19 protein-coding genes are annotated in these 12,186 nt (G+C 39.4%); 5 read left to right on the forward strand and 14 right to left on the reverse strand.

The window, feature by feature from the left end:
• Positions 1-201: 201 nt before the first annotated feature.
• From AC4IFT_RS21715 to AC4IFT_RS21780, 14 genes are all read right to left on the reverse strand, one after another.
• A complete protein-coding gene (locus AC4IFT_RS21715; protein ID WP_490752751.1) occupies positions 202-1,287 on the reverse strand; it encodes a helix-turn-helix domain-containing protein in 1,086 nt (361 codons plus the stop codon).
• Positions 1,271-1,885, reverse strand: a complete 615-nt coding sequence (locus tag AC4IFT_RS21720) for a hypothetical protein (protein ID WP_490752752.1) — start codon at positions 1,883-1,885, stop codon at positions 1,271-1,273. The genes AC4IFT_RS21715 and AC4IFT_RS21720 overlap by 17 nt, the downstream gene beginning before the upstream one ends.
• 326 nt (positions 1,886-2,211) lie before the next feature.
• On the reverse strand, positions 2,212-2,592 hold the full coding sequence (locus AC4IFT_RS21725) for a hypothetical protein (protein ID WP_490752754.1): 381 nt from the start codon (positions 2,590-2,592) through the stop codon (positions 2,212-2,214).
• Positions 2,593-2,757: 165 nt separating this feature from the next.
• Positions 2,758-3,153 carry an antiterminator Q family protein gene (locus AC4IFT_RS21730; RefSeq protein ID WP_490752756.1) on the reverse strand — a complete coding sequence of 132 codons (396 nt, stop codon included), beginning with the start codon at positions 3,151-3,153 and terminating at the stop codon, positions 2,758-2,760.
• 31 nt (positions 3,154-3,184) lie between these two features.
• Complete coding sequence (locus tag AC4IFT_RS21735) at positions 3,185-3,724, reverse strand: DUF968 domain-containing protein (protein ID WP_490752758.1); 540 nt, start codon at positions 3,722-3,724, stop codon at positions 3,185-3,187.
• Positions 3,721-4,107 (reverse strand): RusA family crossover junction endodeoxyribonuclease, encoded by a 387-nt coding sequence (locus tag AC4IFT_RS21740; RefSeq protein ID WP_490752760.1) that lies wholly within the window; start codon positions 4,105-4,107, stop codon positions 3,721-3,723. The genes AC4IFT_RS21735 and AC4IFT_RS21740 overlap by 4 nt, the downstream gene beginning before the upstream one ends.
• Positions 4,092-4,496: a hypothetical protein gene (locus AC4IFT_RS21745; RefSeq protein WP_490752761.1), complete on the reverse strand. Its 405-nt coding sequence runs from the start codon at positions 4,494-4,496 to the stop codon at positions 4,092-4,094. Before AC4IFT_RS21745 ends, AC4IFT_RS21740 begins: the two co-directional genes overlap by 16 nt.
• Positions 4,489-4,671, reverse strand: coding sequence for a Lar family restriction alleviation protein (locus AC4IFT_RS21750; RefSeq protein WP_238564435.1), 183 nt, complete (start codon positions 4,669-4,671; stop codon positions 4,489-4,491). Before AC4IFT_RS21750 ends, AC4IFT_RS21745 begins: the two co-directional genes overlap by 8 nt.
• Positions 4,668-6,155: a phage N-6-adenine-methyltransferase gene (locus tag AC4IFT_RS21755; RefSeq protein ID WP_490752763.1), complete on the reverse strand. Its 1,488-nt coding sequence runs from the start codon at positions 6,153-6,155 to the stop codon at positions 4,668-4,670. Before AC4IFT_RS21755 ends, AC4IFT_RS21750 begins: the two co-directional genes overlap by 4 nt.
• The gene (locus tag AC4IFT_RS21760) at positions 6,152-6,403 is read right to left on the reverse strand and encodes a hypothetical protein (RefSeq protein WP_490752765.1); all 252 of its coding nucleotides are present in this window, start codon (positions 6,401-6,403) and stop codon (positions 6,152-6,154) included. Before AC4IFT_RS21760 ends, AC4IFT_RS21755 begins: the two co-directional genes overlap by 4 nt.
• Positions 6,400-7,449, reverse strand: a complete 1,050-nt coding sequence (locus AC4IFT_RS21765) for a helix-turn-helix domain-containing protein (RefSeq protein WP_490752767.1) — start codon at positions 7,447-7,449, stop codon at positions 6,400-6,402. The genes AC4IFT_RS21760 and AC4IFT_RS21765 overlap by 4 nt, the downstream gene beginning before the upstream one ends.
• A gap of 8 nt (positions 7,450-7,457) precedes the next feature.
• Positions 7,458-7,637 carry a DUF4222 domain-containing protein gene (locus tag AC4IFT_RS21770; RefSeq protein ID WP_239407400.1) on the reverse strand — a complete coding sequence of 60 codons (180 nt, stop codon included), beginning with the start codon at positions 7,635-7,637 and terminating at the stop codon, positions 7,458-7,460.
• Positions 7,638-7,920: 283 nt separating this feature from the next.
• A complete protein-coding gene (locus AC4IFT_RS21775; protein ID WP_490752769.1) occupies positions 7,921-8,379 on the reverse strand; it encodes a YmfL family putative regulatory protein in 459 nt (152 codons plus the stop codon).
• Positions 8,380-8,416: 37 nt separating this feature from the next.
• Positions 8,417-8,662 carry a transcriptional regulator gene (locus AC4IFT_RS21780; RefSeq protein ID WP_283027175.1) on the reverse strand — a complete coding sequence of 82 codons (246 nt, stop codon included), beginning with the start codon at positions 8,660-8,662 and terminating at the stop codon, positions 8,417-8,419.
• Between the two features lie 106 nt (positions 8,663-8,768).
• Here AC4IFT_RS21780 and AC4IFT_RS21785 point away from each other — a divergent pair, with 106 nt between their 5' ends.
• From AC4IFT_RS21785 to rdgC, 5 genes are all read left to right on the forward strand, one after another.
• Positions 8,769-9,464: a LexA family transcriptional regulator gene (locus tag AC4IFT_RS21785; protein ID WP_283027176.1), complete on the forward strand. Its 696-nt coding sequence runs from the start codon at positions 8,769-8,771 to the stop codon at positions 9,462-9,464.
• Positions 9,465-9,577: 113 nt separating this feature from the next.
• Positions 9,578-9,787, forward strand: coding sequence for a hypothetical protein (locus tag AC4IFT_RS21790; RefSeq protein ID WP_094962334.1), 210 nt, complete (start codon positions 9,578-9,580; stop codon positions 9,785-9,787).
• 28 nt (positions 9,788-9,815) lie between these two features.
• A complete protein-coding gene (locus AC4IFT_RS21795) occupies positions 9,816-10,466 on the forward strand; it encodes a hypothetical protein (RefSeq protein WP_490752772.1) in 651 nt (216 codons plus the stop codon).
• A gap of 378 nt (positions 10,467-10,844) precedes the next feature.
• Positions 10,845-11,033 carry a carbon storage regulator CsrA gene (gene csrA / locus AC4IFT_RS21800; protein WP_490752775.1) on the forward strand — a complete coding sequence of 63 codons (189 nt, stop codon included), beginning with the start codon at positions 10,845-10,847 and terminating at the stop codon, positions 11,031-11,033.
• Between the two features lie 150 nt (positions 11,034-11,183).
• Positions 11,184-12,086 (forward strand): recombination-associated protein RdgC, encoded by a 903-nt coding sequence (gene rdgC, locus AC4IFT_RS21805; protein WP_490752773.1) that lies wholly within the window; start codon positions 11,184-11,186, stop codon positions 12,084-12,086.
• The last annotated feature ends 100 nt before the right edge of the window (positions 12,087-12,186 follow it).

Raw genomic sequence — 12,186 nt, forward strand, 5'->3', positions numbered from 1 at the left:
CGGCACCAATAAGGAAACCGCCCATCGCGCCACCGCCAGCAGCACCGAGGGTTATCCCTATTGATGTGCTCATAAATGATTTGTTCTCTTGATTTAATAGAAGTCCACCAGCAATAAAAGCCAGTGAGGATTAATGAAGTCAGTTGAAATTTAGACAATAAAAAAGGCCACCGAAGTGACCTTTATAGAAAATAGCATTTGTTATTTTACCAAGCGTAACCCGTGTCTGACTTTATTATTATAAAGCTCATCAATTTCCCATGGATTTAAACACAAAATTGATGTTAGCTCATCCTTTTCATAGCCTAACTCTGCTTTCACGTATTCAAACATTTCGTCCTGCAGCGTAGGTTTTTCATCATTAACATCTAATTTTATAGGCTCATTTGTCCTATATCCTCTAGCAGACATCTGTCGCCATATCCAGTCACTTTGACCAGGAGTTATGGCTCCTGTTTGCTTTGCCTTGTAAAACAATGCAGCCATTGATGCTCGCCAATAAGGCTTTAAATATGCAGCTTTTTCTAAAGTTATACCTTTTAAATCTTGCTTTATGTCACTTGTTGGTAATAAAAACTCAGACGCAAACTGATCAGCCTCTGTTTCCATTGTTGGGCTTGGCGATTTATGCATAACTAAATGCCCTAATTCATGAGCAAGAGTAAATCGGTACCGATCCATTGGTTGATTTTTATTGATAAAAACCAATGGTGGTAGGCCATGTATATTATAGCTAACCCCTGACAGCCCTGTATCTTCCATATCACAATCAATGATTACAATTCCCGCACGTTCCATTACATCAACGAGATTCTTGATTGGTCCTCTAGGGATATACCAAGCTCTACGAACATTATTAGCTATTTGTTCTACTGTCCCTTCATATTCTTCAGGATCATAAAAAGGCAGTTGATACTCAGGCTCAAAATCAACAAACTGCAACAGTTTCCTTACATGAATTATTCTTACATTTATTTCAGCAATCAATTTATCTAGTGTTTTCATGCTTACCGAAGCTTTTTTCCTGAACATCGGGTTAGCACTTATTGGGCCTCCATATAAACGCTCTGATTGAGTAAAAAAGCCCACTGGACAATCTAACGCCGTAGATATGTTATCTAATTGTTCGTCTGATATCGGCCTGAGACCTTGCTCTATCTTTGATAATGTCCCCTGAGTAATGGAAGCTCTAGAAGCTAACTCTTTTTGACTCATTCCCATCATCTTGCGTCTTAGCTCTATAAGTTCAGGACGTACCATTGACTTAACATCAGTCATGTTGGTCATTTTGAGCCTTCTTTATATCTTTTGCTGTTTTCTTGGATTTAATTACTTTCCTAGCTGTTCTTTTTGGCGTTTCCGCTGGTTCGGTTTGAGTAAATACTTCTGGAATATCAACAACAGATTGATCTGTTAGATCGATAGCCCAAGCAACATACTTATCGTTCCGTTGAACTAAAACTATTTTATCAATAAAAATGTCATCTTTATCTAAAACGTAAAGAAGCTCTAGTCGAACTTCAGCCCCAAACATATCAATATTGGGATCATTGAAGTTAAGTGCATTTTGTGTTGGTAAATTAGAAGAAAGAAAGTTAGAGTCTCCTTTCTTGAACTTTATAAAAAATTTAGCATTTACTGAGAAACCTTGAATATAAGGTATTTTGGCAAACCTAACTTCCTTATACTCCTCCTTGTCTATTTCCCTAAGCATAAAATAAAAGTAGTCATTCCATATAACATTTGCCCTGACCCTTTTATGTTGCATTCTAGGAGCTACATCACTGTTGACCCATGAATTCCACGCTGAATCAATAGCCTTTGAAAACAAGGGGAAATATGGAGACAAAGCTTCATACGCTTCTTCTTTAGATATTGTTGACATTGAATTGTTGTCTCATACTGGTTTAGTTATTCACATAATATCACCAACAACATTTTAAGCAACAAAATATTCCAAAAAATATTCCAAATTGAAAAAATCAACGATAAATCAATTAAATGCACCTAAAAAGAATAATCAATAACCTTGAAGCCGGTTGTTCGAGATAACCGAACGTATGAACTATCCGGAATTTCCGGATAGTTGAACCTGTAAAGATCACTTATAAATTCGTATCTACAAATAGAAAAAGACTACACATTGCGTGATCTATAAATAAATTTATTAACATTAACCCTGCAGTAGAGTAAGCTTGGATGTAATTTGAATCACTTTAACTTCAACACAACTCTATCGCTTGATTTTTCGACGATTTTATATTTTCTTAAATTTTTTAATGCTCCAACTCCACCAGCCGCTACTGTAATAGCAATAGCACGTGTTGTTGTAGATGCGCCAAGTATTGCTACCGCCGCGCCAGATCCACCTACCGCAGCCAGTCCAGATACTGGTGCAGCTGCTCCACCAGTGCCTATTGTTGCATAGGCGGCAATTGCAGCAATTGCTATCGAACCCAAAGCTACTGCCCAAGCAACATTTCCTGTTGCTTTAATTTTGATTGTAGCCTTAGCTAGATCTCCCGTTATCGTAATTGTATCTTCGCTCTCTTTTAGTGCCTTGGCGTACTCTTTTGTTGTTGTTATTTCCATTATGAAATTTTCCAATCAGCAATATATTGTCATCATTATAATCCTAATCTTAAATTTTAATACATTAAAAAACCCCGCTCAGATGGCGAGGTTTCATTCTATAAGTTAGGTGACAACGTATTCACTCTTATCACATTAGCACCCAAAATTCGTAACGAAAAGCATTTAGCTATCAATTACTGTTTTATTTGTCCATTCATCCATTTCTAAGACTGCGCCAGCCATAATTAAACAGGCATCAATAAAGGTTTCAGCAATCATGAGTTTTTGCCTAATCTTACCCTCCGAGCACTTCATATCCCTTGCTATCGCTGATTTTGAAATATCCTTTACGTAGTGCTTTTCTATTAAATCGTATTCATCTTTTTTCCCCGCTTTTATTAGTTGCCCAACCGCTGAATCAATAATTATTCCGTCATCATCACAGCATGAAAGACGAACACCATTTGTGTTTGATAGTAATCCCTTGAACCCCGCAGCAGTCGAAGCATAACCAACGCGGCTTTTACCTTCAGCAGCCCAACCACCCCAACGCTCTAAAACCAACTGAATATCTCTCATGCAAAAAGTCTCCTGCGTTCCGCACAACGCATTAACCGAAAACACCCAGTGCCGCAGAACGGTCTAGGAATCGAAATAACAAAACCAACTGGCAACCATGCTCCCTTTCCCATTCGTTTGGATCCTTATGCAACTCGCTGTGGTGAATGCGACATAATGGAATAGTGAAAAAGTCATGGGCTTTAGTGCCTGTACCACCCTGCCCGTAACCGATTAAATGATGAGCATCATCTGCTATAGAGTTACAGACACAACATGGCTGTGATTTTACCCACAGCAAGTAGCTATCATTAATCCAGCGCTGTAATTTTGGCTTTAGCATTAGGCTTGCTGGTGGCTCGGGATCGATGGTTAAATTTAATACAGGTTTTGATACCCGTTCATCACCAACCAAATCGCTGAGGTATTGGCCAGAAAGAGAGATAAGACCCGATGGTTGATGTTTTAATTCATCAGGTAATGTCGAGATCAGCATTCTGTCATTAAACATATTAAGGCTTGCTCCTGGTCTAAACATAACAGCCTTAACTTCAGGAATAATGATGGGGGTTAATATCCATTGGTGATTCATGACATTTTCTCCACTTCTGCATTAAGGGGCCTTATCTCAATTTCAAATCGACCACCTTTGACTACCTCACACCAAGTGATATCAACATGCTTAACTTGCTCATCGTCTTTCCAAATATTGGCATGGGTGATGGCGTCAAATGGTGCTTTTAGATAGTTATCAATATCCCTTCTGTGATAAGTGGGTGGGAACATCTTCACAATGACGGATACGTTTTCAGTAATTACCCTAGGCCTTGGCTTTAATTGGGTATAAATAGCAGCTATTGCACTAGCCCGAAATGCACGCCCTTTTGCACTGATTAACGTTTTACCGTTGATGTTCCGCCAGCAAGCATTAACACTTGGTGGAAAAGGTAGGATAAGACTTAAAGATCCAGACATATTTGACCTCCACCAGCAACGATAGAAAATTCTCTACCATTAGCATTCAAATACTTATTCCAATGGGCTTTGCGAATTATTTTTGCTTGCTCTACAGTAAAACTAGCTTCGCGCAATCCACCGTTATGCCGACGAACCATAAACCCCTTGTTGTACAGATCTTGGCAAATGGGACAATAGTCTACAGTGTCCATAAACCCAGCAGGGCCAGAAAAAAAGATATTACTTTGCCATGTGGCACACTCACGACACATCGGAGCATCGCAGGTATGATTTTTTCTAAGAGTTATCATGTTGCCGTTTTCATCCTCATCGGCATCAAAACCAAGAACAAAATCACACAGTAAGGTTGCTTTACCACCACAGAACATGCATTTATTGCTAGCCATTTGTCACCACCTTATTCCAAATTGCTACTGCTGATGGCTTATCATTTACTGCAGGGCCTTTCGCCCCACAGCTATGACAATAAACATAAAACCAAGTACGGTATTCGAGAGTAAGAATATGCAGATCTTCACTGCCACATTTACAAGGGTGAATCTCAACCATTGTGTTATTCACGCAGCCACCCCCATTTTTTTAGCTAACCATTGCGCTTGCTCTATAAATGCCTTACCGCGCTGCTCTAACTCTTCGCGGCTAATGTAATCAAATGCTTTTCCATTCCATGTTTTATCGAAAACAACAATTGCCCCAGCAAAGAATGCACCAGTTGGTTTCTGTTTTTCATCAGCGGGGATAAACCACTTCGGAACATCAAAACCAATGCGCCCGCGGATAAAACAGATGTGATCTGCATTTTCTGGCCACCACACTTCACTCGTTGCCGCTTTTAATAAAAAGACATATCGACCACCTAGTTCCCGCATTGCTGAAGCATGAGACATAATGTGACGAACGCCTGTGATTGCCTGTTTTTCGTGATATGAGCTACGGGAGTACGGAGGGTTACCAAAGGCAACACCGCCAATTTCTTTTAACTTCGCTGACCAATCTTGCGTGAGTGCGTTATCTTCCGCGGTATAGAAATGAGGTGCCTTACTATTTTCACCGTCAGTGAATAGGTCTAGGGTGAATGGGCCATAAATTGAATTAATGCCACACACTAGGTTTTCAGGTGATTGCCACTGATCCCCAATTTCATTTAATTTATGTGTAGGCTTTGACTTCAACAAATTGAGTTTTTTAACATACTCGCTTTGTTCTTCTTCCAGTTCGCATAGTAATGGCTCGCATGACTCACTGCATGAGCCAGCATCATAACCACCAGCACCACGAATAGTTGCCGCTATATCATCACGAGAATGATCCGCAAACATTGCAATAATGCCCTCAAGCGAATTATTGCCTCGGTACATGATTTTATTTTCTTGTTGTCTGCGTTCTACAACATGCACTGAGTTATCAGTAATCACATTTAAGAATTGCTTAGCTAGCTCTGGCTCATCACGCGTTGCTAAAGCAATTTTATTAATACTCTTTTTAACGCAAAAAACGCAGTTACCTAGATGCTCAGGTAAATCTAGATCGAAAGGTTGTTCTTTCCACCAGTCGAGAATGTCTTGTTTTTCTACTTCGCTAATATCAGCAAGATATGAAACGCCATCACGCTCTTTTAATCGCTTTGGTTCATAAGCTCTTATACCTAACCATGTGTGGTAATCGCCGTAAGTTTCTTTGCAGTAGCGAGTAAATACCTCTGTTTTCATCGTTCGAGTGCAAAACGCACCATGGACGTATGGAGTGCCGTATTTACTGCAGGCATCTATCCACGGCTCTAAGTCATGCCCAATTTCATCGACTGAAATAACTTTATAGGTATTTGCCTTACCAAGTTCTGGATCAATGACAAGTCGCAGGCAAACAAGGTCAATATTCCAGTTTTTGGCCACATTACGAATGAACTCATAGGTTTTAGGATGTTCTGCGCCCGTATCCATAAACACATGTTTAATTGTTAAATTTTCTTTTGCAGCTTTGCGTTCAAGCAAATGAACCATGAATGCTGAAGTACGACCACCAGAGAAACTAGATACGTTAATCATTGTAATGAACCCCGCTGCTGGTGGGATTTAACATACTCGCGCATATGCTTATAACGCTGCTGAACTTGAAAATCGTCAGCATAATGATTTAAGTGGCGAAACTTCCTACATGTAACTAAATCACGACGAGATTGATTCCATCTGTTGCGAAGCTTGCGAATAGTGCGCCATTTACGCAGCTGTTTGAACATGGCAATCATGCCTAATACGTCAACGCCGTAAATTGTTTTAGTTTCACTACGCATCATGCTGTCACCTCTTTCGCTGCTTGCTCTGCTGCCTGCTGCCAAATACCTGCCCATGCCTTGCGACCTACAAAATCAGTCATGCGACGAACGCCCGATTTTCCAGCCAGTTCACTTGCGATTTCCTCGGTGCGGTTTTGGGGTTTTGAACGGGAACCGATGATCCGCGTAAATGCTTCATCACGCTCAACTGCATCGACTTTCACTTTTTGCTCACCAGATAAACGCAATGCGAGGTCATCCCATTGGTTGCGCAGTGTTCTTGGGCACTGAACATTTTTCTTCCAGAAATCGTCTTGGCTAACACGTTTGTAAAACTGGCATATTTCTTTGTGACTATGGCCATCAACACTCACCATTAAGCGAACTTCGTTAGCCCAATCAGTAAGGTTTGGGGCTTTAGGTTCTTTCAGGCCAAGTTCTTTGAATACCTCGCACTTGCGCTCAAATAACCATTCCGCGCATTTGAGGTCATTGGCTGAGCCCCATTTTTGAAAGTTAGTGCTGTAAATCACCGCCTCTGGGTAACGATTTAAAAAATCAATTTTTGACTGGTCGCTGGATTCGTTAGAATTCTGCGACGAAGAGTTAGTTACTGATGGATCATGTATTGAAGTTACTGACGGATCGCCCCCAGATTCTGGCGGGTCAAAACGGTTATTTTTGCTTGATTCTGACGGGACAGATTTTGATGCAACAGAATTTGATGCGTCAGGATTTGACGTATCAGAAACTGACGGTTGAGAAAGTGCAGCCATTGCCGCTGAAGCTAATTTATCAACATTCAATTGATAGATATTACTCGCATTGCGATTACCTTTACGGCGTTTTTCACTTGATAACCAACCTGCTTTCTCCAAACTTTTGATAGCTGTACGCACTGTGCTTTCACCCGCGCCTATTTGGCGAGCAATAGTCGGTACCGATGGCCAACAAACTCCATCATCATTTGAAAAATCGGCGAGACGGGCCATAATCGCAACAGAGGTTATTTTTAAACCTGCACTTGCGCAGCCATCCCATACATAACTTGATAGTTTTACGCTCATGCTGTTACCTATTCGACTTCTGTGTAATATTTTTTGAATTGTTCGAGGGGCTCAAAACAGGGGTGCTCATAATCGTCGAGCATGAAAACAACCCGTTGCCTTGGTTTGTCCCACTCAACAACATGGACAATACGACCCCGCTTATCTCTGAAGTAACGATTGAGGTTCTTATGCTTTTCATTGGACATGTTCCCCTCTCCCACTACGGAAATAGTATTTATCCCAGACATCTTCTAGATCTTTACTGCCTACCAATTCCTGCTTGGTCTGGTAGTTGCCCGACTCGTCGGCTGAGGTTATGATCTCTACATATTGAAACGGACCACATTTCGATACTGGCAAGCAGCGGAATTGCTTTTTAGGTTGAAATTGGTTTAAACTGCTCATGCTAATTACTCCACACTAAAGTTGTTAGCGTTCTCGACGCCTCGGACCGCATATCTGAGGCGTCAACCTTTCTAGCTATGCTCATCATGGTTTAATCCCATAAACACTTTCCAAAGAACCAACAAACCCAAGCGCATAAGCAAAGACTTTTTCCATCTTTCGGTAGATAGCCTTCGTTTCTTCTGGTGTCAAAACACCATCAGATATACTGTCTTTGATTAAAACGCTTAAAGCCCCCTGCATTGCACCAAGGCGTATTTGAATATCAAATAACTCAACCGTGTCTAAACTCTCAGCTTCAATTTTTACTGCTGGTGTAATTCCGTGACGCTCCATGTGATACTCCACCAGCAACTTAGTGCCTGATAGTTCCTCAATCGCTTCAAGTTCATCATTTTCAAAGAAGCGACAGCCGTTTTTCTCATACAGCTTGTTATTGAAAGTAGTTTCAGAAATACCCAACGCACCCGCCATTGCTGAACGACCACCAGGGAATGCTTTACACATCTCTTTCACGACTTCTTTTAATGTTTGTTTGCACATATCTACAATTCCGTTGTTTTGTTGGTAGTTAACTCAGTTAGTTGGTTTTGGTATCGTTCGGTAAACCATCTGATTTATTAGGATAAAGATCCGGCCTTAGTTCGTGAGGGGATACTACCCAGCCAGCTAACTTGCAAAGCTGAATCACTCGTTCTGCCGGAACCTTATTTTTCTTTATCCAGTTAAATACTGATTGCGGGGAGCCAAACCCAAACATTCTGGAAACAACTGAAGGCGCACCAACAGCCCGAATAGCTTTTTCAGTAATATTTTCTTGATGCATAACTTCTTTCTCCGATAAGTAGTAAAAACATACTACTTAAAGTAGAGAATAAAAACAACTTAAAATAGAAATGACAGTCACTAAATTGAGCGATAGACTTCTACTTATGGTAGAAAAAGCAAAATACTCTAAATTTGCCGAAAGGCTTACTGAGCGAATGTCTGACGCTAATGTCGATGTTAAGCAATTATCAGAACAACTAGGCGTGTCGTATGAAATGGCGCGAAGATATACCCTTGGTTCTGCCAAACCTAGAGATGATAAGATGGAATTATTGGCTCGGGCTGTGAAATCAACGGCTGTCTACTTAGATTATGGTGTTGAGATAGATGGCAGCTTACCAAGAGTAGAAGATAAGACATCTGACACTGTTACAGTAAGGCAGGTTGAAGTATTTGCCTCAGCTGGGCACGGTTATATTAACAACCCCTTTCCTGAGGTGATACGCTCAATTGAAATCCCAACAGATAAAATATACGAGCTATTTGGAAGAACTACTTTAGATGGAGTGGTTATTATTAATGTTGATGGGGATAGTATGATTCCCACTCTAAACCCTAAAGATCTCCTATTCGTCGACACAAATATAAGCCACTTTACTGGCGATGGTATATACGTTTTTAACTTTGAAGATTCAACATTTATAAAGCGCTTACAAAGAGTTAAAGGAAGAAAGCTAGCGGTTATCTCAGATAATGACTTTTACCCTCCATTCTATCTCGATGAGCATGAAATGTTTGAAGTGTATTTTCATGGAAAATTATTAAGAAGCCTCCCCATGAGCTTAAAAGTTTTCGCTTAAAACTAAGAACTGGCCATTGCCAGTTTTTTTTCGTTAAAATTTTCTACTTTTAGTTGTTGACATCATCTACTTTTAGTTGCATTCTTATTTCACGCAAGAAATAGGAGAAACTCATGCAAACCAATTCAAATGAACCAATCGTTACTTTTAGTGTGCCAATGTCGCAGGATGATGTGCGCGAGTGGATACTAGAAAAAGCCAAACAAATTAATAACCTGCAAAAACTACGCAATGAACGTGATGAGCTGCAATCTAAACTCGAAAAGCTCGACGAAGAAATTGCAGAGTGCATGGATATGTGTGCAGTTACTGTTAGTGCTTAACTGAATTCAATTGTGTGGGGTATTAGGTATGTGTGGAGTAACTAGCGAAAATAAAAAGATAGTTGAGCTTGTTGTTAATGGCGCTCCCGTTTCTTTTTATGATGTAAATAATGGCAACACGATTGGAGCATTATCATTTCTGAATAAAGTTATTGAAACTTTAGCTGGTGACAATGCAGAACTTCTTGATGAAGCAATTGTTTCTCAATTTACTATTGATGCAAGAAATATTGGGAAATTAGAGAGTAGAACTATTGCTAGCGATGAAGTGGCATTGCATTCAACGGCTGAAAATGAAGAACTTCAAGTAATGCCGTATAGTGACAAGCCTTTCGTGTATGCGGCTAAATTATCAGCAAAAGAGTTAGTGGCTTTTCTTTATGAGGAATATCTAGCAGCAAGAAATAGAACTTTAAATGCTATATCTGCTGCCAATAAAGTTGACGAAGCTGCTGCTGCTATTCGTAATCTGATGGATGAGAAAGTCCTGAAAGGATCCATTGTCCCTCACCCGGAGTCCAGTCTACATCTTGAGACCAATCAACTCCCAGGCGAGATAGCGGGTATTCTTTTTGCTCTAAACCACTCAAAACTTCGGGCTGATAATCTTTTGGGTTTAGGTCTTCAAAAAGAAGAAATACCAACTGTTCTAGATTGGCATCGTCTAAATACTCAATAGTTGCTAATTTTTTACGGAAGGCTGCATGACGCAACATTTTTATGCCCGGCAGTCTCTCAAATGGACTTTTATTTAAGCTATTTTGGAAATCGATAAAAACCTCGACGGAATAAAGCATTGCAACTGCAGAATTCGCTCTAAGAACATTTCCATCAAAATGTTCTGGAGTTACAAGTTTGATTCCATAAGACTTATAAACTCGCTTTCTTATTTCTTTGGCTAGTTTAATGTAATTAGACATTTGACTTATCCTAAATTGTTGGGGAATTCGAATATAACAAAGTTCCTTCTGTTGGGGAATAGCAGGAACCACAGCCGCCTGATGTGGATAAGTTAGTTCAGGCAACCTTTTAACTGTGTGGAGTGCTTAGTATGGGAATGCTTATTTTAACTCGTCGAGTCGGTGAAACTTTAATGATTGGTGATGATATTAAAATTACTGTGTTAGGCATTAAAGGTAACCAAGTTCGAATTGGTATTGAAGCTCCAAAAGATGTTGCTGTACATCGTGAAGAAATTTATCAGCGTATCTTAGCTGAAAATAGTATTGCCACTGCTAGTGATTGACCCTTGTAGTTTTTGGCGGTATCGCACCGCCCTTTTTCATAATACATAAGGCCACTGACTTTATGTCAGTCCATACTAGGTAATATGTCTTTGCATATTGTCAGTGGTCTTATTTATTGTGTGGAGTTAATTATACTTGAGGAAAAACAAATGAAACGTTTCCCAATAACTAGCTGTGTTATTTTTAAGGCTGAATTACCCAGTGCCGAAGCTTTAGAAGAACATTTAAAAGAATTACCTTTTGTTGATATTTTAGAATCGCATTCCATTAGCTATGGTTTTATTCCGAATAAAATCACTGGTGAATTAGTTACACCAATTGAAGGTGGCTATATTATTACTTTTCGTATTGATGAAAAGATACTCCCTAAAGCGGCTATCGCATTTGAGGTAAATAGACGAATTGAGAAATTGAAAGAACAAGGTATCGATGATTTTCTTGAAGCTGAATTAAAGCATATTGCAATAGAAGAAATGCTAAAGGTCGCTTTAACTAAAACAAAAATCATCACTGCTCTTTACCATGTTAAAAAAGGTTTCCTGTTTGTGTCTACAACGCGAAAGCCAGACCACCAAGCGCTATTAGGCAGTTTAGTGAAAGCTTGTGGCACTGTAAAGACTGAAACTTTTCACATTGATGATGCAAAAAATGGGATTACAACACGGTTATCTAACCACATTGATAATGAACCACCAGCAGAATGCTTCGGTCATGACCTTTATCCTGGTAACTTCCTTTTGCTACAACGTAAGCTTGATAAAAAGCTAGAAACCCTAAAATATGATGCTGAACTTAATTTAATCCGTGAGCAAGTTAAAGATTCAATTGATAGTCATTTTAAAGTTTGTTTAATTGAATTAAGCACCTTTGATATTAGCTTTAAACTTACAGATGATTTTGATTTTAAAAATATCAAACCGTTAATAGAAATAGACTGTGACGGGGATAAGGTTTTTCGCTATCGGCACACAAATGCTGTATTTATGTTTCATATGGTTAATACCATCGAGTTATTAATCGAATTATTAAAATACAAAGAAAAAACAGAGTAACTATTTAACCAACACCAAGGGATTTAATTCTCTTTATTAAGAGACGGACTCTTATTATCTAAATTTTGTGTGGAGTATTAATTATGTCTAATGAAAAAAA

Source organism: Providencia sp. UF-183, assembly GCF_058246155.1.

What these genes read in the sequence shown, in the direction of transcription:
- AC4IFT_RS21715 (WP_490752751.1), bottom strand. Translation starts at nt 1,287, where the DNA reads ATGACCAACATGACTGATGTTAAGTCAATGGTACGTCCTGAACTTATA.
- AC4IFT_RS21720 (WP_490752752.1), bottom strand. Translation starts at nt 1,885, where the DNA reads ATGTCAACAATATCTAAAGAAGAAGCGTATGAAGCTTTGTCTCCATAT.
- AC4IFT_RS21725 (WP_490752754.1), bottom strand. Translation starts at nt 2,592, where the DNA reads ATGGAAATAACAACAACAAAAGAGTACGCCAAGGCACTAAAAGAGAGC.
- AC4IFT_RS21730 (WP_490752756.1), bottom strand. Translation starts at nt 3,153, where the DNA reads ATGAGAGATATTCAGTTGGTTTTAGAGCGTTGGGGTGGTTGGGCTGCT.
- AC4IFT_RS21735 (WP_490752758.1), bottom strand. Translation starts at nt 3,724, where the DNA reads ATGAATCACCAATGGATATTAACCCCCATCATTATTCCTGAAGTTAAG.
- AC4IFT_RS21740 (WP_490752760.1), bottom strand. Translation starts at nt 4,107, where the DNA reads ATGTCTGGATCTTTAAGTCTTATCCTACCTTTTCCACCAAGTGTTAAT.
- AC4IFT_RS21745 (WP_490752761.1), bottom strand. Translation starts at nt 4,496, where the DNA reads ATGGCTAGCAATAAATGCATGTTCTGTGGTGGTAAAGCAACCTTACTG.
- AC4IFT_RS21755 (WP_490752763.1), bottom strand. Translation starts at nt 6,155, where the DNA reads ATGATTAACGTATCTAGTTTCTCTGGTGGTCGTACTTCAGCATTCATG.
- AC4IFT_RS21760 (WP_490752765.1), bottom strand. Translation starts at nt 6,403, where the DNA reads ATGATGCGTAGTGAAACTAAAACAATTTACGGCGTTGACGTATTAGGC.
- AC4IFT_RS21765 (WP_490752767.1), bottom strand. Translation starts at nt 7,449, where the DNA reads ATGAGCGTAAAACTATCAAGTTATGTATGGGATGGCTGCGCAAGTGCA.
- AC4IFT_RS21770 (WP_239407400.1), bottom strand. Translation starts at nt 7,637, where the DNA reads ATGTCCAATGAAAAGCATAAGAACCTCAATCGTTACTTCAGAGATAAG.
- AC4IFT_RS21775 (WP_490752769.1), bottom strand. Translation starts at nt 8,379, where the DNA reads ATGTGCAAACAAACATTAAAAGAAGTCGTGAAAGAGATGTGTAAAGCA.
- AC4IFT_RS21780 (WP_283027175.1), bottom strand. Translation starts at nt 8,662, where the DNA reads ATGCATCAAGAAAATATTACTGAAAAAGCTATTCGGGCTGTTGGTGCG.
- AC4IFT_RS21785 (WP_283027176.1), top strand. Translation starts at nt 8,769, where the DNA reads ATGGTAGAAAAAGCAAAATACTCTAAATTTGCCGAAAGGCTTACTGAG.
- AC4IFT_RS21790 (WP_094962334.1), top strand. Translation starts at nt 9,578, where the DNA reads ATGCAAACCAATTCAAATGAACCAATCGTTACTTTTAGTGTGCCAATG.
- AC4IFT_RS21795 (WP_490752772.1), top strand. Translation starts at nt 9,816, where the DNA reads ATGTGTGGAGTAACTAGCGAAAATAAAAAGATAGTTGAGCTTGTTGTT.
- csrA (WP_490752775.1), top strand. Translation starts at nt 10,845, where the DNA reads ATGCTTATTTTAACTCGTCGAGTCGGTGAAACTTTAATGATTGGTGAT.
- rdgC (WP_490752773.1), top strand. Translation starts at nt 11,184, where the DNA reads ATGAAACGTTTCCCAATAACTAGCTGTGTTATTTTTAAGGCTGAATTA.